This is a genomic window from Streptomyces sp. NPDC107550 (assembly GCF_055639095.1).
The window spans coordinates 107151-122907 of record NZ_JBVKBC010000019.1; the positions used below are offsets into that span (position 1 = coordinate 107151).

A 15757-nucleotide genomic window follows, 5' to 3' on the forward strand; every position below is an offset into this window, starting at 1 on the left:
CGGGGACTGCGGGGGCTACGGGGACTGCGGGGGCCAGAGGACCTGCGCAGGCTGCGGGGCTGGTCATCGGGCCGGTTCCGTCAGCGGGCGGTCCCGGGGGACCTCGGCCGTCAGGAGGACCGCGCCGGGGCGCAGGTCGTGCGGGGTGGGCATGGCGCTGCCGGGGAGCTGGACGGCCGCCGCGCCGTGGGCGACCGCCGAGGCGAGCGCCTGCGGTCCGTCGCCGCCCGCGATGAGGAACCCGGCGAGGGAGGAGTCCCCCGCGCCGACGTTGCTGCGGACCGCGTCGACCGGCGCCGACGCGAACCAGGCGCCGGTGGCGTCCACGAGGAGCTGCCCGTCGGCGCCGAGGGAGGCGAGGACGCGGGCGGCGCCGCGCTCGCGCAGTTCCCCGGCGGCGCGGACCGCGTCCCCGACCGTGGTCAGGGGGCGGCCGACCGCGCCGGCCAGCTCCTCGGCGTTCGGCTTGACGACGTCGGGCCGCTCGCTCAGGGCGGCGAGCAGCGCGGGCCCGGAGGTGTCGAGGGCGATACGGGCGCCGGCGGCGTGGGCGCGGGCGACCAACTCGGCGTACCAGGACGGATCGAGGCCGCGCGGGAGGCTGCCGCAGCAGGCGACCCAGTCGGCGCCCGCGGAGTGCTTGCCGACGGCGGTGAGCAGCGACTCGGCCTCGGCGGCGGTCAGTTCGGGCCCCGGCGCGTTGATCTTCGTGAGGGTGCCGTCGGGTTCGGCGAGGGCGATGTTGGAGCGGGTCGCGCCGGACACGGCGACGGGGGCGACCTCGATGCCCTGGCCGTCGAGGAGTTCGGCGACGAGGGCGCCGGGGGCGCCGCCCAGCGGGAGGACCGCGCGGGTGGGGGCGCCGGCGGCGGCGACGGCCCGGGAGACGTTGACGCCCTTGCCGCCCGGGTCCATGCGCTCACCCCGCGCCCGTACGACCTCGCCCCGGTCGAGGGCGGGGATCTCGTAGGTGCGGTCGAGGGAGGGGTTGGGGGTGACGGTGAGGATCATGGGGCTGTCCCGTGCTGGTGCGTGTGGGGGGGGGTGGGGGTCGGGGTGTCGTGCCGTACGGGGAGGCGCGCGGCCGGGGTGTCAGACGCGCAGGACCTGGGTGCCGGACGTTTCGATGGCGGCGGCGTCCTCGTCGGACAGGCCGGTGTCGGTGATGAGCAGGTCGATGGCGTCGAGCCCGGCGAATCGCGCGAAGTGCTCCTGCCCGTGCTTGGCGGAGTCCGCGACCAGGACGACCCGGCGGGCGGCGGCGACGGCGGCGCGCTTGACGGCGGCCTCGGCGAGATCGGGGGTGGTCAGTCCGGCGCGGGGGCAGAACCCGTTGGCCGCGAGGAAGAGGACGTCGGCGCGGATCTCGGCGTAGGCGCGCAGGGCCCAGGCGTCGACGGCGGCGCGGGTGCGGTGGCGTACGCGGCCGCCGACGAGGTGGAGCTGGACGCCGGGGTGGTCGGCGAGGCGGGCGGCGGTGGGCAGGCCGTGGGTGACGACGGTCAGCGCCGACTCCAGCGGCAGGGCGGCGGCCAGGCGCGCGACGGTCGAACCGGCGTCGAGGATGACGCTGCCGCCGTCGCCGGGCAGTTCCGCGAGGGCGGCGCGGGCGATGCGGTCCTTCTCGTCGGCGGCGGTGCCCTCGCGCTCGGCGAGGTCGGGCTCGAAGTCGAGGCGGCCGGCGGGGATCGCGCCGCCGTGCACGCGGCGCACGAGTCCGGCGCGGTCCAGGGCCTTCAGGTCGCGGCGCACGGTCTCGGCGGTGACCTGGAACTCCTCGGCCAGCGACAGCACGTCGACGCGGCCGCTCTCGCGGGCGATACGGAGGATCTCCTGCTGGCGCTCCGGTGCGTACATGTCCGACTGCCTTTGCTCTGTGCCCGAATCTGTTGCTCTCCCCCGAGGCTACGACCACTTTACGGGAAAGTAAACACGATCGGGCACGCGCCAGACATGAACGGGCATGAGCGGGCGGACGGCGGCGCCCTGATCCCCGTACGGGAAAGCCCCCTGACCCCCGTACCGTAAACGGCCGGGCCCGGCCTCCCGCGAGGAGACCGGGCCCGGACGGCGGGTGGGTGCCGGTGGTGCCTACTGGCCCATGACGTACTTGACGGTCGGGCCCGTGGTCCAGCCGCCGTCGACGGCCAGCTCGGCGCCGGTGACGTACGAGGCGTCGTCGGAGAGCAGGAACACCACGGCGCTCGCGATCTCGTCCGCCTCGCCGACGCGGCCCATCGGCGTGTTCGGGTAGTTGCCCTCGCCCTGCTGGATGCCGACCTGGGCGGTCATCGGCGTGTACGTCATGCCCGGGTGCACGGAGTTGACGCGGATGCGGGCGGTGCCCTGCTCGACGGCGGCGATCTTCGTCAGGCCGCGCACGCCCCACTTCGAGGCGCCGTACGAGCTGGTCAGGGCGAGGCCCATGAGACCGGCGGCGGAGGAGATGTTGACGATGGAGCCGCCGCCCGCCTCCTTCATCGAGGGGACGACGGACTTCATGCCGGCGAAGACGCCGACGAGGTTGACCTCGATGACCTTGCGGAAGCGCTCGACGCTCTCGGTGTCGAAGGGCATGCCGGTCGAGATGCCCGCGTTGTTGACGAGGCCGTGGACCGCGCCGAACTCCGCGACGGTGTAGGCGACGGCCGCCTGCCACTCGTCCTCGGAGGTCACGTCGAGGTGGACGTAGCGGGCGGTGTCGCCCAGCTCGGCGGCGAGGGCCTTGCCCTCGTCGTCCAGGACGTCACCGATGACGACGTTGGCACCGGCGGCCGTGGCGATCCGGGCGATCTGGCCGCCGATGCCGCGGGCTCCGCCGGTGACGATGACGGTCTTGCCGCTCAGGTTGTTCATGAGGGGGTTCCACTTCTTCGGGGAGGTAGTTCCGGAGGTCGTCCCTCCGAGGTTCGGGGGTCTCGGCGCCGGCCGGGCCGGGCCGAGAGGGGGCGCGCCGGGCGGGCGGTCAGGCCGGGGGCGCGGGCGACAGCGCGTCGCGGAGCAGGCGGGCCGCCAGCGCGGCGGGGCCGAGGTCACCGGCGGGCGGGGCGTCGGTCGCCGCCCAGGTCTCGACGGCGACGCGGACCGCCGCCGACGCCACGGCCGCCGTCAGCCGCAGGGCGACCGGGGCCGCGGCCGGGTCGGCGCCGGAGCGCTCCGCCAACACCGTGAGCAGCGTCTTCTCGGAGACCCAGCCGGTGTCGGCCCAGACCGCGCGCAGCGCCGGGGACTGGTCGGTGAGGCGCAGGAGGGTGCGGACCCACTCCAGGGAGGCCGCGTTCGCCGGGTCGCCGGCGGTCAGGGCGCGATCGACGGCATGGCGCAGGGCCTCGGGGACGGACAGCCCGGCCGGGGCCTCGCGCACCGCCTCGGCCCACTGCTGGGCGCCGGCCGCGAACAGCGGGGCGACCGCCTCTTCCTTCGTGGCGAAGTAGCGGTAGAAGGTGCGCGGCGCGACGCCGGCCGCGCGCGCGATGTCCTCGGCGCGGGTGGCCCGCAGGCCCTGCTCGGCGAAGAGCTGCGCGGCGGTGCGGGCGATGTCCAGGCGGGTGGCGGCCTTGCGCCGCTCCGTCAGCGTCGTCGCCTGGGGGGATACGGGACCTGCCATACAGTCAGAGTATGCCCATGTGACACAATCTGCCACCGCCAGAGATGATCATGTCAAAGATGTCGAACAGATGGCCACGGATGCATGGCCGGTGAGCGGGGCAGTACGGTGCGGCGGCGGCAGTTCCTGATCAACACGGCGGGCGTGACGGGGGCGGGGGCCCTCGGCCTGAGCGGCTGCGGCAGCGGCGACAGCGGCGATGCCACCCTCAAGCTGCTCGTCGCCAGCTACGACAAGAGCATCGGCGCGTCCATCGGCGACCAGTGGGACGACGTCACCAAGGCGTTCCACAAGAAGCACGCGAACATCCGCGTCGAGGTCGAGCGCGTGCCGTTCCTGAAGATCGACGCGACGCTGCGGCGCCGGGTCAAGGACGGCAACCCGCCGGACATCGCCCAGGGCAACATCTTCGCGCCGTACGCCGAGGACGGTGAGCTGTACCCGGTGACGAAGCTGTTCGACGTGCCGACCGAGGCCGACTTCATCCGCTCGTTCGCCGACGCGGGCAAGGTCTCCTACGTCCAGTACGGCATCCCGATCCTCGCCAGCACGCCGCGCCTGTTCTACAACACGGCGCTGTTCGAGCGCGCCGGGCTCGACGGGCCGCCCAAGTCGTGGGCCGAACTGCGCGCCGCCGCTGAGGCGTTGAAGGCGACCGGCGTCCCCACCCCGTACGCGCTCCAGCTCGGCCCCGAGGCCGCCGAGGACGAACTGCTCGCCTGGCTGCTTTCGGGCGGCGGCGGCTACTCCGACGCGGGCGGCTACGACTTCGGCTCGACCACCAACGAGCGCACCCTGGCCTGGCTGCGCGACGAGCTGGTCGCCCCGGGTCTCGCGGGCGCCGACCCGGCGACGCTCACCCGCACGCACGCGTACGCCGAGTTCCTCAAGGGCAAGGCCGGCATGCTCATCGCGCACCCGGTGCTGCTCGGCGCCGCCGACCAGGCGCGGCTGCCGTACGCGCACGCGGCGTTCCCGAAGAAGGACGGTGACGGCGCGGCGCCGCCGGTCGGCCTCAACGACTGGATGATGGCGTTCGAGAAGGGCGGCCACGCGGACGCGGCGGGCGCGTTCCTGACGTTCCTGTTCAGCCAGAACTCGGCGAAGAAGTACGGCGGCGGGCAGTCGACGCTGCCCGTCACGCTCACCGGCTCGCAGCAACTGCGCGCGGACCGCTCGCAGCGCGAACTGTGGCCGTTCGTCGACCAGATGCCGTCCGCCGAGTTCCACCCGGTGGGCCTGCGCTCGTGGCCGACCGTGCGCACCGCCGTACGCCACCGCATCGGCCGCGCCGTCATGCCCGGCAGCCGCCCGGCGGAGATCCTCGCGGGCCTGGACCAGATCGGCCGCGCCTCCGACTGACCCCCGGCACGGACCGCCGGCCCAGGTCCTCGGCACGGACAAGGGCGCGGGCCCGAGGGAGTTCTCCCCCCGGGCCCGCGCCCTCGTGCCTTCCCGTACGGGGATCAGGCGACCGTCGCCGGCTCACGCGTCTCCCGCGCCTCGTCCTCGGCCGGGGCGCCGCCCTCGACCGGCGCGGCGGGCGCCTCACCGTGTGCCGGACGGCGCGGCAGGGCGAACATCAGCAGGAAGATGCCGACGAGGATGCCCGCCGACCACAGCAAGGCGTGCTGGAAGGCGTCCACGAAGGCCATGCGGCCCGCGCCGGAGGCCATGCGGTCGTCGACGACGTTGAAGAAGACCACCGAGACGAGGCTCAGGCCCAGCGCGTTGCCCATCTGCATGACCGTGTTGATCAGGCCGGACGCCGAACCGGCGTGCTCACGCGGCACCTCGGAGAGCACCGCGTCGGTCAGCGGGGCCACGATCAGGCCCATGCCGAGGCCCATCACGACCAGCGGCAGCGCCATCTGCCAGGAGGCGATGGACATGCCGTAGTGCTCGGTCTCGTACACATAGACGAGCACGCCCGCCGCCATGACCAGGGCGCCCGCCTGGAGGACCTTGCGGCCGAAGCGGGGCACGAGCTTCTGCACGGACATCCCGGCCGCGACCGAGACGGCGAGGGAGAACGGCACGCCCGTCAGACCGGCCCGCAGCGCGCTCCAGCCGAGGCCGAGCTGCATGTACAGGGTCCAGGTGAGGAAGAAGATGCCGGTGGTGACGCCGAAGACGGTCTGCACGGCGATGCCGCCCGCGAAGGACTTCACGCGGAACAGGGACAGCTCGATCAGCGGCGAGCCGTCGCGCCGGGTCTTGGCCCGCTCGTACGCGACGAGGGCGGCGGCGATGACGACGGACCCGGCCATCATCACGAACCCCCACACCGGCCAGCCGTTCTCGCGGCCCTGGGTCAGCGGGTAGACCAGCGCCAGCATGGCGAGCGTGACCAGGGCGACGCCGACGAGGTCCAGCTTGAGGGCGCGCGGCGCCTTCGACTCGGTGATGAAGCGGGCGCCGAGGATCAGGGCGGCGACGCCGACGGGCAGGTTGATCAGGAAGATGGGGCGCCAGGTCAGCCCGGCGATGTCCCACTCGGTGAGCAGCGCGCCGAGCAGCGGTCCTGAGACCGCGCCGAGGCCGACGATCGCGCCGAACAGGCCGAAGACCTTGCCGCGCTCGTGCGCCGGGAAGGTGGCGTGCACGATCGACAGGACCTGCGGGACCATCATCGCCGCCATGCCGCCCTGGAGGATGCGCGAGGCGAGCAGCATCTCCGGGTTCGCGGCGAGGCCGCACAGCGCCGAGGCGAGCGTGAAGCCGCCGATGCGGAGGAGGAACAGCCGCTTGCGGCCGAAGATGTCGCCGAGCCTGCCGCCGGTGATGAGCAGGGCGGCGAAGGCCAGCGCGTAACCGGCGGTGATCCACTGGATCTGCCCGTCCGTGGCGCCCTCGTCGGCCTTGATGGTCGGCAGGGCGATGTTCACGATCGTCACGTCGACGAGGTCCATGAAGGCGGCCGTCATGACGATGGCCAGGGCGAACCAGCGGCGCCGGTCCGTGGCCGGCTCGGGTGCTTCGACTGCTGCGGTGGTGGTCATGGGAAGAACATACGAGTGATGTAGGTCAGCTCGTGTCCTAGATACACGGCATTCTGGGCGGCATGACGACGACCAGTACGGACACCCCGGCCCGGCTGCTCCAGCTCCTCTCCCTCCTCCAGACCCCGCGCGAGTGGCCCGGCGGGGAGCTGGCCGACCGGCTGCGCGTCTCGCGGCGCACGGTCCGCCGCGACATCGACCGGCTGCGCGACCTCGGCTATCCGGTGCAGGCCACGATGGGCTCCGACGGCGGCTACCGCCTGGTCGCGGGCAAGGCGCTGCCCCCGCTGGTCCTCGACGACGAGGAGGCCGTGGCCATCGCGGTCGGGCTGCGGGCGGGCGCCGGGCACGCGGTGGAGGGCGTGGAGGAGGCGTCGGTACGGGCGCTGGCCAAGCTGGAGCAGGTGCTGCCGTCCCGGCTGCGCCACCGGGTGGCCACGCTCCAGGCCGCGACCGTGCCGCTGACCTCGGGCGACGGCGCGACGATCGCGCCCGAGACGCTGACGGTGATCGCGTCGGCGGCGGCCGGGCAGGAGCGGCTGCGCTTTCGCTACCGGGCCGCCGACTGCACCGAGACCCGCCGCCTGACCGAACCGGCCCGCCTGGTCTCCACGGGCCGGCGCTGGTACCTCGTGGCGTACGACATCGACCGCGACGCCTGGCGCACCTTCCGGGTGGACCGGGTGGCCGAGCCGTTCGCCACGGGCGCCCGCTTCGTGCCGCGCCCGGTGCCGGAGGGCGACGAGGCGGAGTACCTGCGGCGCTCGATGGCGTCGTGGGGGCGCGGGGAGACGTATGAGCTGGACGTGGAGTTCGCGGCGCCCGCCGAGGCGCTGGCCGCCCGCGTCCCGTCCTGGCTCGGCGCCCCGCAGCCGCTGGACTCGGGCGGCTGCCGGCTGCGCGCGACGGCGACCGAGGCCCCGGACCGGATGGCGATCCGGCTGGCGATGACGGGCCACCCCTTCACGGTCCACGGCCCGCCCGAACTGGCCACCGCCGTACGGGACCTCGGCACCCGCCTGACAGCGGCGGCACCCGGAGCGCCGGGACCCGGCACGCAGGACTCCGGCACGGAGGCTTCTAGCGGCGCGTGACGAAGACCCGGTAGCGGCCCTCGCCGTCCACGCCCGCGACCGAGACGCGCAGGCCCGCCTTGCGGTCGCGGAAGGTCTCGCCGGGGCGGAAGGTCGCGTCGGAGAGTTCGGCCTGCACGTTGGGGCGGCGGGTGCAGCCGCCGCTGTCGGGCGTGGCGTCCTCCACGGTGATCGGCCCGTGCCCGGTGTCCACGTCGGCGTCCACCTTGTAGACGAGGACGCCGGGGCGGCACACGCCCTCGTCGTTGCCCGCGCGGGTGCGGACCTCGACGGCGTACCCCGTGCGCTCGGTCAGCGGCACGAACACCAGCTTCGTCTCCCCGCCGGGGCGCGACAGCGGGGAGATCAGGTGCTCGGTGGTGCCGGGCTGTGCGGCGCAGCCGATCTGGGAGCCGGTGAGCCAGCCCAGCTTCCACTTGTGCCAGCCGAGCAGGTCGTTGCCGACCCCCCAGTCCTCGCTCATGATGTCCCAGTGCCCTACGGCGCCGCCGCCGTCCGGGGTGTAGAGGTCGGGCAGGCCGAAGACGTGCCCGTTCTCGTGCGGCAGCACCCGGTAGCCGGTCTTCGCGTACGAGCCGGAGCCGTCGTCCTGGCGGGAGTAGACGAACGAGACGTTGGACAGCGGCACGCCGTCGGCGACGGGCGCGTCCCGGTTCCCGGCGAACGTCACCGAGAGCACGGTGTCCAGGGCGCTGGGCCCCGCGTTCGGGGTGATCAGCACGTTGACGAGGTCGTAGCGGCGGAAGTCGACGTCCGGGTCGGCGGCGGCGACGATGTCGTCGACCAGCTCGCGGTAGCCGGGGTCGAAGGGGGCGCCGCGCTCTATCTCGTACGCGGAGAACGCCTTGGGCATCCGCAGCCAGTTCGCCACCGGCGCCTCGGGCACGTAGTCGAGGCGGCCGTAGGAGCCGGTGCGGAACCAGTCGCGGGTCCGCGGGAAGAACTCGCCGAGCCGGTCGAGCGCGCTGCCCTCGCCGTGCGCGTCGGGGAAGTCGATCATCAGGTTCAGGGCGCGGACCGTGCCGGTGGAGCGGGCGTAGCCGGTGGAGGTGGGCACGCCCTCGGTCATCTGGACGCCGCGCGTGCCGCGGAGCATGCAGGGGCCGAGCGAGGTGGCGCGGGCCTGGGCGACCGGTCCCGCGGCGGTGGGCGAGCCGTCCAGGAGGCGGCCGCTGCTCGCGGTGAGGGTCAGGGCGAGCGCGCCGGCCGTGGCCCCGGCGAGCATCGCACCGCGCCGGCCCCCGCATATCCGCTGCTGCCGCATCCGACCCGCCTCACGCTCGGCTCCGTTTCGCTCACCCTGTGTCGGGGGGCGGCGGGCCGCGCGCTGGGTGCGCCGATCGTGGGTTTTCCCCGCTCAGGAGGTGTGAGGCAGGTCACAACGGGTCGGGGAAATATCCGGGGACCTTCTCCCCGTTTAGCCCTGTGTCCGCAGGAACCGGGGACTGGCTCCCCGCTTCCGCCCCTGAGTATCGAACGGGAACGACCGAGCAGAGGAGAGAGCCGTGGCCACCGTCACCGGCAGCGCACCGCAGCGCACCCCGCGCCCGCGCGCGGACGCCGTGCGCAACCGGGAGCGCGTCGTGGCCGCCGCGCGCGAGCTGATCGTCGAGCACGGCAGCGACCTCCCCCTCGACGAGGTCGCCCGCCGCGCCGGCGTCGGCAACGCGACGCTGTACCGCAACTTCAAGGACCGCGGCGACCTCATGCACCACGTCGTCCTCACGGTCACCGACCATGTCACCGCCCACGCGGACCGGGCCCTCGCCGCCGTCGACAGCGGCGAGAGCACCCCGTTCGCGGCGCTGCGCACCTTCGTGCACGCCGCCGCCGACGAGCGCGTCGGCGCCCTGTGCCCGATGCTCGACGCGACCTTCGACCGGGAGCACCCGGACGTCGTCGCCGCCCTCGGCCGGCTCACCGCCGCCATCGAGGACCTGGTCGAACGGGCGCGCGGCGCGGGCGAGTTGCGCCCCGACATCGGCGTCGGGGACCTCATGGTCGCCCTCTCCCAGCTCACCCGGCCGCTGCCCGGCACCGGCTGTCTCGACTTCGACCGCTTCGTCCACCGCCACCTGCAACTGTTCCTCGACGGCCTGGCGACCCCGGCCCGCTCCGAACTCCCGGGCACGGCCGCGACGCTGGAGTCGCTGCGCCAGGAGTGACCCCGCCGCCGCGGCCGCCGGCCCGCACCCCGCATCCGTAGCCGCACCGCCGTCAGCGCTCGTCAGGCACGCATCAGTACGCACCAGCACGCACACCCGTACGCAACCGATTTCTCACGCTTCTTCACGACTTGGAGTCCCGCTGTGGGTACCCCCTTGCCGAAAACGGCAGCCATGGAAGGCGACGCGCGCCGCTGGAAGGCCCTGGTCTTCATCGCGCTCGCCCAGTTGATGGTGGTCCTCGACGCCACCATCGTGAACATCGCCCTGCCCGCCGCCCAGAGCGACCTCGGCATCACCGACGGGAACAAGCAGTGGGTCATCACGGCCTACGCGCTGGCCTTCGGCGGACTGCTGCTGTTCGGCGGGCGCATCGCGGACCTGTGGGGCCGCAAGCGCACCTTCGTCACCGGTCTGCTCGGCTTCGCGCTCGCCTCCGCGCTCGGCGGCGCCGCGCAGAACGAGGCGATGATGTTCGGCGCCCGCGCCCTCCAGGGCGTCTTCGGCGCGCTGCTCGCCCCGGCCGCGCTGTCGCTGCTCGCGGTCATGTTCACCGACGCCAAGGAGCGCGCGAAGGCGTTCGGCATCTACGGCGCCATCGCGGGCGGCGGCGGTGCCGTCGGCCTGATCCTCGGCGGCTTCCTCACCGAGTACCTGAACTGGCGCTGGACGTTCTTCGTCAACATCCCGTTCGCCGTGATCGCCGCCGCGGGTGCCTACTTCGTCATCCGCGAGCCGGCCGGCGGCCGCAACCGCTCGCCGCTCGACCTGCCCGGCGTCGTCCTGTCCACGCTCGGCCTCGTCTCGCTCGTCTACGGGTTCACGCGCGCGGAGTCGGCGGGCTGGTCGGACGCCACGACCGTCGGCATGTTCGTCGCCTCGGCCGTGCTGCTGCTCGCGTTCGTCGCCGTGCAGTCCCGCACCCGCCACCCGCTGCTGCCGCTGCGCGTGGTCGCCGACCGCAACCGCGGCGGTGTCTACGCCTCGCTCGGCCTCGCCGTGATCGCCATGTTCGGCCTGTTCCTCTTCCTGACCTACTACCTCCAGGTCGTGAAGGGCTTCTCGCCGGTCAAGACGGGCTTCGCGTTCCTGCCGATGATCGCCGGCATGATCACGGGCTCCACGCAGATCGGCGCCCGTCTGATGACCCGGGTGCGCCCGCGCCTGCTCATGGGCCCCGGCTTCCTCGTCGCCGCGCTCGGCATGCTGATCCTGACGGGCCTGTCCGTGGACTCCTCGTACGCGACGCTGATCCTGCCCGCGCAAGCGCTGCTCGGCCTCGGCATGGGCACGGCGTTCATGCCGGCCATGTCGCTGGCGACCATCGGTGTCGAGGCGCGGGACGCGGGCGTGGCCTCCGCGATGGTCAACACCTCGCAGCAGGTCGGCGGCGCCATCGGCACGGCCCTGCTCAACACCATCGCCGCGTCCGCGACGACGGCCTACCTCGCCTCCCACGCGGCCGGCGCCCGTGACGCGCGGCTGCTCCAGGCGCAGGCCATGGTCGACGGTTACACCCACGCCATCTGGTGGGCGGTCGGCATCCTCGCCGTCGCGGCCACGCTCGCCTTCACGCTCATCACGACCGGTGTGCCCGGCTCGGGCGCGGCGCGCGCGTCGGGCGGGGCGAAGGACGCGGACGGCGCGGCCGAGGACGAGGTCCTGGTGCCGGTGATCGCGCACTGACCTCCCCGGCGGCTCACCGCAGCCAGGGGAGGTCCGCCCCGGCCTCCTTCGGCTGAAGTCCCTCGGCGACGATCCGCATGATCTCGCCGAGGGATTTCTGCTGCTCGGGGGTGAGCCGCGCGAACAGGGCCTGGCGCACCGTCTCCACGTGCCCGGGGGCGGCGCGCTCCAGGACGGCGAGGCCCTCGTCGGTCAGCACGGCGAACTGGCCGCGCTTGTCCGATGGGCAGTCCTCGCGGCGCACCCAGCCGTTCTTCTCCAGGCGGGCGACGGCGTGCGAGAGCCGGGAGCGGGTGATCTTGGCCTGGATCGCCAGCTCCGTCATCCGCAGCCGGCGGCGCGGGGCCTCGCTGAGCGTGACGAGCAGGCCGAAGTAGACGTGCGGCATCTTCGCGTCGCGCTGGAGCTGGCGGTCGAGGTGGTCCTCCAGCAGGGTGGTGGCGTGCAGATACGCGCGCCAGGTGCGCTGCTCCTCGGCGCTGAGCCAGCGCGGGGCGCCGCCGTCGCGGTTGCTGTTGTCGCTGTCGTCCTTGGCGTCCATCAGTAGACCCTCCTTCTTGAATCTTAAACAAACAAGGGGTACGTTCGTCAGTACGTAAAGCTTGAAACTTCAAGGAGGTCGCCGTGACCGCTCCCGCCGCCGAGCGCATGCCCGCGCTCTACCTCTCCCACGGCGCCCCGCCGCTCGCCGACGACGCCCTGTGGACGAGCCAGCTCGCCGCGTGGTCCGCCGAGCTGCCGCGCCCCAAGGCGATCCTCATGGTCTCCGCCCACTGGGAGGACGCGCCCCTCTCCCTCGGCGCCGTCGAGACCGTCCCCCTCGTCTATGACTTCTGGGGCTTCCCCGAGCACTACTACCAGGTCCGCTACGCCGCCCCCGGCGCGCCCGCACTCGCCCAGTCCGTACGGAAACTGCTGCGCGGGCCCGGTACGCCGGTGCAGGACGTGCCCGACCGGGGGCTCGACCACGGGGCGTACGTGCCGCTCGTCGAGATGTACCCGGACGCCGACATCCCCGTCCTCCAGGTCTCCATGCCCACCCTCGACCCCGAGAAGCTGATGGAGATCGGGCGGCGGCTCGCGCCCCTGCGGGACGAGGGCGTGCTGATCATCGGCTCCGGGTTCTTCACGCACAATCTGGCGGCGCTGCGGCATGGCGGGGGCGTGCCGTCGTGGTCGGCGGAGTTCGACGACTGGGGGCGCCGGGCGCTTGAGGCGCGGGACGTCGACGCCCTGCTCGACTTCACCCGCAAGTCCCCCGCGGGCGCCCTGGCCCATCCCCGTACGGAGCACTTCGCTCCGCTGTTCGTGACGATGGGGGCGGCGGAGGGGGCCGGCGGCGGGCTGGACGAGGGGCGGTCGGTGATCGACGGCTTCTGGCTGGGGCTGGCGAAGCGCTCCCTCCAGTTCGACTGACCCCGACCGACCGGCGCCTCCGGGTGGGGAGTTCCCGGGTGAGGCCCGCTGCCCTGAACGTTCGCGCAGTTCCCCGCGCCCCTGGAGGCGGGGCTTCGCCCCTGCCTCCCCCGGGCCGCCGCGGCTTCGGGCGGCGGTGTCAGGTGGCGGCCACGCCCAGGAAGCGCAGGACCGCGAGGACACGGCGGTGATCGGCGTCGGCCCGCGGCAGGTCGAGCTTGGTGAAGATGCTGTTGATGTGCTTGGCGACCGCGCTCTCGCTGACGACCAGTTCGGCGGCGACCCCCGAGTTGGACCGGCCGCCCGCCATCAGTTCGAGGACCTCCCGCTCGCGCGGGGTCAGCCGGTCGAGCGGATCGCTGTGCCGGCGCACCAGCAACTGCGCGACGACCTGCGGATCGAGCGCGGTGCCGCCGGCCGCCACCCGGCGCACCGCCTCGATGAACTCCTCGACGTCCGCGACCCGTTGCTTGAGCAGATAGCCGACGCCCGAGGTGTGGGCGGCGAGCAGATCGGCCGCGTACCGCTCCTCCACGTACTGCGACAGCAGGAGCACGGCCGTACGCGGGTACTGGCGGCGGATCACCAGCGCGGCGCGCACCCCCTCGTCGGTGAAGCCGGGCGGCATACGCACGTCGACCACGGCGATGTCCGGCCGGTGCTCCTCGACGGCGGCCAGCAGCCCGTCCGCGTCGGCGGCCTGCGCGCACACCTCGAAACCGGCCGTCTCCAGCACCTTGACCACGCCGATGCGCAGGAGGAGGGAGTCCTCGGCGATCACGGCGCGCACGGCAGCTCCACGGTGACGACGGTCGGGCCCCCGGCGGGGCTGCGGCAGACGAACGTGCCGTCGACGGACGCGACGCGCCGGGCGAGCCCGGCGAGCCCGGTGCCGCCGGGCGCCGAGGGATCCGCGCCGCCCGCGCCGTCGTCCGCGACGACCACCCGCAGTGTCTCCCCGATCCGCTCCACGGTCACGTCCGCCCGGCTCGCTCCGGCATGTTTGACCACGTTCGTCAGGGCCTCGGAGACCACGAAGTACGCGACCGCCTCGACCGTCGGCGAGGGGCGCCTGCGCAGGTCCACCGCCACGCGCACCGGCAGCGGGAGGCGGGCGGCGACCCCGGACAGCGCGGCGTCCAGGCCCCGGTCCTCGAGGACGGCCGGATGCAGGCCGCGCACCAGGTCGTTCAGCTCGGCTATCGCCTCCTTGGCCTCGCGGTGCGCCTCGTCGATCACCTTGCGGGCGTCCTCGGGCAGATCGACCAGGGTGGCGCGGGCCAGGCCCAGGTTGACGGCGAGCGAGACGAGGCGCTGCTGCACGCCGTCGTGCAGGTCGCGTTCGATCCGCCGCCGTTCGGCGTCGGCGGCATCGAGGACACCGGCCCGGCTCTCGGCGAGGTCCTCGACCCTGCGGGCCAGCTCCTCCGTACGGCTCGGACCGAGCAGCGCCCCGGCCGTCCGGGTCTCCAGACGCACCAGGGCGCCGGTCAGCCGGGGCGCGAGAAACAGCAGGGCGAGACCGCCGGCGGTGATGTAGACGGCCTGCGTGGCGTACCCGAGGTCGGCGACCCGCCACTGCGGGGGCAGCGCCCAGATCCACACGTACAGGGAGGCGGCCACGGCCGCGGTGGCCCACAGGGCGAGCAGGGCGAGGTCGAGGACGGCGAACAGCGGGCCGGCCACGGCGTGGTAGCAGACCTGCCGCCAGTACGCCCGGGTGGCCAGGCGGCGCACCGCCGCCGTCCACCTGGGACCCGGGCCGGGCGCGGCGGGGCGCGGGAGGTCCCGTCCGGTGAGCGCCCGGTGGCGCAGCCGCTGCGCGAACGTCAGCAGGGGCGTCACCGCGAGAGCGGCCAGCACCGGTAGCGGGGCCGCGGCCGGGACCAGCGCCGCGAGCGTGCCGAGCAGCCAGAGCCACAGGGGTACGGCGGCGAGGTGGAGCGGCAGTCCGGCGGCGACGAGCGCGGTCCGGCGCCCGGCTCCGTGGAACGGGCGGGCCGCCACCCGTCCCCACGTCGTGAGTCGCATGCGCCACACGGTAGGGCCGGCGCGGGTGGCCGGACCATGCCGTTTCCGCCCGCTTCCGGGGTGCACTTTTCTCCACCCCAGGTCGGAACCCCGCGTGACTGACGGGGCCCTGGCGGGCGGCGCAGGGTGGGAGACGTGACCGGGAGGGCCGGCGGGGAGCGAGGAAAGACGATGAGTCAACTGGTGCGGGGGCCCGTGCGGGGTGCGCGGGGCGGGCGGAGTGTGCGGGGCGTCGCGCGGGGGCGGTGGGTCGGGGGGCTGCTCGTGGGGTGCGGGGTCGCGCTGCTGCCGTGGCTGTACGTACTGGCCACGGCGTTGCCGGACACCGCGCAGGCGGCGCACTGGGCGGTCGCCTGGGTCGGGCTCGACGCGTTGGAGGCGGGCGGGCTGATCAGTACGGGGGTGCTTGCCGCGCGGGGGGATCGGCGGCGGGGCGGGGTCGTGGGGGCGGCCACGGCGGCGCTGCTCGTGGTGGACGCCTGGTTCGATGTGGTGACCGCGGGGGCGGGGGGTGGGTTCGGGACGGCGCTCTTGATGGCGGTGTGCGCGGAGCTTCCGCTGGCGGCGCTCTGCGCCCGGCTGGCCTTGATGCCATGAACGCGCCGCTGGGTAGGTGGGTGGCCCCGGCCGGTGAGTGACCTCGACTCTCGTCGTGGCTGGGCGCGCAGTTCCCCGCGCCCCTGAGGGAGCGGGGCTTCGCCCCAGCTCCCCAGGGGAGGAGGTGGCGACGCAGTCGCCCCTCCAGGGGCGCGGGGA

General features: G+C 73.9%; 15 protein-coding genes. 6 read left to right on the plus strand and 9 right to left on the minus strand.

All coding sequences use genetic code 11. From position 1 onward, the window contains the following. Window positions 1-63: 63 nt before the first annotated feature. The 4 genes from pfkB to ACZ7LY_RS23670 form a co-directional block, all read right to left on the minus strand. Window positions 64-1011 (minus strand): 1-phosphofructokinase, encoded by a 948-nt coding sequence (gene pfkB / locus ACZ7LY_RS23655; protein ID WP_471626662.1) that lies wholly within the window; start codon window positions 1009-1011, stop codon window positions 64-66. An 81-nt stretch (window positions 1012-1092) separates the two neighbouring features. Then, window positions 1093-1857 (minus strand): DeoR/GlpR family DNA-binding transcription regulator, encoded by a 765-nt coding sequence (locus ACZ7LY_RS23660; RefSeq protein ID WP_471626663.1) that lies wholly within the window; start codon window positions 1855-1857, stop codon window positions 1093-1095. 234 nt (window positions 1858-2091) lie between these two features. Beyond that, window positions 2092-2856, minus strand: a complete 765-nt coding sequence (locus tag ACZ7LY_RS23665; RefSeq protein ID WP_471626664.1) for a glucose 1-dehydrogenase — start codon at window positions 2854-2856, stop codon at window positions 2092-2094. A 109-nt stretch (window positions 2857-2965) separates the two neighbouring features. Beyond that, on the minus strand, window positions 2966-3607 hold the full coding sequence (locus ACZ7LY_RS23670) for a TetR family transcriptional regulator (protein WP_471626665.1): 642 nt from the start codon (window positions 3605-3607) through the stop codon (window positions 2966-2968). A gap of 84 nt (window positions 3608-3691) precedes the next feature. Between ACZ7LY_RS23670 and ACZ7LY_RS23675 the strand changes: the two genes are divergently transcribed. Next, entirely contained in the window at window positions 3692-4969 is a 1278-nt protein-coding gene (locus tag ACZ7LY_RS23675) for an ABC transporter substrate-binding protein (protein ID WP_471626666.1), read from the plus strand. Window positions 4970-5073: 104 nt separating this feature from the next. On the opposite strand, the gene ACZ7LY_RS23680 is transcribed toward ACZ7LY_RS23675, so the two are convergent. After that, window positions 5074-6609, minus strand: coding sequence for an MFS transporter (locus ACZ7LY_RS23680; protein WP_471626667.1), 1536 nt, complete (start codon window positions 6607-6609; stop codon window positions 5074-5076). Between the two features lie 62 nt (window positions 6610-6671). Here ACZ7LY_RS23680 and ACZ7LY_RS23685 point away from each other — a divergent pair, with 62 nt between their 5' ends. Continuing rightward, window positions 6672-7703 carry a helix-turn-helix transcriptional regulator gene (locus ACZ7LY_RS23685; RefSeq protein ID WP_471626668.1) on the plus strand — a complete coding sequence of 344 codons (1032 nt, stop codon included), beginning with the start codon at window positions 6672-6674 and terminating at the stop codon, window positions 7701-7703. On the opposite strand, the gene ACZ7LY_RS23690 is transcribed toward ACZ7LY_RS23685, so the two are convergent. Then, on the minus strand, window positions 7690-8967 hold the full coding sequence (locus ACZ7LY_RS23690; protein ID WP_471626669.1) for a M6 family metalloprotease domain-containing protein: 1278 nt from the start codon (window positions 8965-8967) through the stop codon (window positions 7690-7692). The two genes, ACZ7LY_RS23685 and ACZ7LY_RS23690, sit on opposite strands and share 14 nt — an antisense overlap. A 241-nt stretch (window positions 8968-9208) precedes the next feature. On the opposite strand from ACZ7LY_RS23690, the gene ACZ7LY_RS23695 reads away from it, so the two are divergent. Beyond that, complete coding sequence (locus ACZ7LY_RS23695) at window positions 9209-9868, plus strand: TetR/AcrR family transcriptional regulator (RefSeq protein ID WP_471626670.1); 660 nt, start codon at window positions 9209-9211, stop codon at window positions 9866-9868. Between the two features lie 174 nt (window positions 9869-10042). Next, window positions 10043-11554, plus strand: coding sequence for an MFS transporter (locus ACZ7LY_RS23700; protein WP_471626671.1), 1512 nt, complete (start codon window positions 10043-10045; stop codon window positions 11552-11554). Window positions 11555-11567: 13 nt separating this feature from the next. Here the strand turns inward: ACZ7LY_RS23700 and ACZ7LY_RS23705 are convergent, their stop codons facing one another. Continuing rightward, window positions 11568-12095, minus strand: a complete 528-nt coding sequence (locus ACZ7LY_RS23705; protein WP_471626672.1) for a MarR family winged helix-turn-helix transcriptional regulator — start codon at window positions 12093-12095, stop codon at window positions 11568-11570. Window positions 12096-12178: 83 nt separating this feature from the next. Here ACZ7LY_RS23705 and ACZ7LY_RS23710 point away from each other — a divergent pair, with 83 nt between their 5' ends. After that, window positions 12179-12970, plus strand: a complete 792-nt coding sequence (locus tag ACZ7LY_RS23710; protein WP_471626673.1) for a dioxygenase family protein — start codon at window positions 12179-12181, stop codon at window positions 12968-12970. Between the two features lie 139 nt (window positions 12971-13109). Here the strand turns inward: ACZ7LY_RS23710 and ACZ7LY_RS23715 are convergent, their stop codons facing one another. Beyond that, window positions 13110-13760, minus strand: coding sequence for a response regulator transcription factor (locus ACZ7LY_RS23715; RefSeq protein ID WP_471626674.1), 651 nt, complete (start codon window positions 13758-13760; stop codon window positions 13110-13112). Beyond that, a complete protein-coding gene (locus ACZ7LY_RS23720) occupies window positions 13748-15001 on the minus strand; it encodes a sensor histidine kinase (RefSeq protein ID WP_471626675.1) in 1254 nt (417 codons plus the stop codon). Before ACZ7LY_RS23720 ends, ACZ7LY_RS23715 begins: the two co-directional genes overlap by 13 nt. Window positions 15002-15172: 171 nt before the next feature. On the opposite strand from ACZ7LY_RS23720, the gene ACZ7LY_RS23725 reads away from it, so the two are divergent. After that, entirely contained in the window at window positions 15173-15598 is a 426-nt protein-coding gene (locus ACZ7LY_RS23725; protein ID WP_471626676.1) for a hypothetical protein, read from the plus strand. Window positions 15599-15757 lie beyond the last annotated feature (159 nt).

Excerpts from the sequence above, each read along its gene's own strand:
- pfkB (WP_471626662.1), bottom strand. The coding sequence starts at position 1,011 with ATGATCCTCACCGTCACCCCCAACCCCTCCCTCGACCGCACCTACGAG.
- ACZ7LY_RS23660 (WP_471626663.1), bottom strand. The coding sequence starts at position 1,857 with ATGTACGCACCGGAGCGCCAGCAGGAGATCCTCCGTATCGCCCGCGAG.
- ACZ7LY_RS23665 (WP_471626664.1), bottom strand. The coding sequence starts at position 2,856 with ATGAACAACCTGAGCGGCAAGACCGTCATCGTCACCGGCGGAGCCCGC.
- ACZ7LY_RS23670 (WP_471626665.1), bottom strand. The coding sequence starts at position 3,607 with ATGGCAGGTCCCGTATCCCCCCAGGCGACGACGCTGACGGAGCGGCGC.
- ACZ7LY_RS23675 (WP_471626666.1), top strand. The coding sequence starts at position 3,692 with ATGGCCGGTGAGCGGGGCAGTACGGTGCGGCGGCGGCAGTTCCTGATC.
- ACZ7LY_RS23680 (WP_471626667.1), bottom strand. The coding sequence starts at position 6,609 with ATGACCACCACCGCAGCAGTCGAAGCACCCGAGCCGGCCACGGACCGG.
- ACZ7LY_RS23685 (WP_471626668.1), top strand. The coding sequence starts at position 6,672 with ATGACGACGACCAGTACGGACACCCCGGCCCGGCTGCTCCAGCTCCTC.
- ACZ7LY_RS23690 (WP_471626669.1), bottom strand. The coding sequence starts at position 8,967 with ATGCGGCAGCAGCGGATATGCGGGGGCCGGCGCGGTGCGATGCTCGCC.
- ACZ7LY_RS23700 (WP_471626671.1), top strand. The coding sequence starts at position 10,043 with ATGGAAGGCGACGCGCGCCGCTGGAAGGCCCTGGTCTTCATCGCGCTC.
- ACZ7LY_RS23705 (WP_471626672.1), bottom strand. The coding sequence starts at position 12,095 with ATGGACGCCAAGGACGACAGCGACAACAGCAACCGCGACGGCGGCGCC.
- ACZ7LY_RS23720 (WP_471626675.1), bottom strand. The coding sequence starts at position 15,001 with ATGCGACTCACGACGTGGGGACGGGTGGCGGCCCGCCCGTTCCACGGA.
- ACZ7LY_RS23725 (WP_471626676.1), top strand. The coding sequence starts at position 15,173 with ATGAGTCAACTGGTGCGGGGGCCCGTGCGGGGTGCGCGGGGCGGGCGG.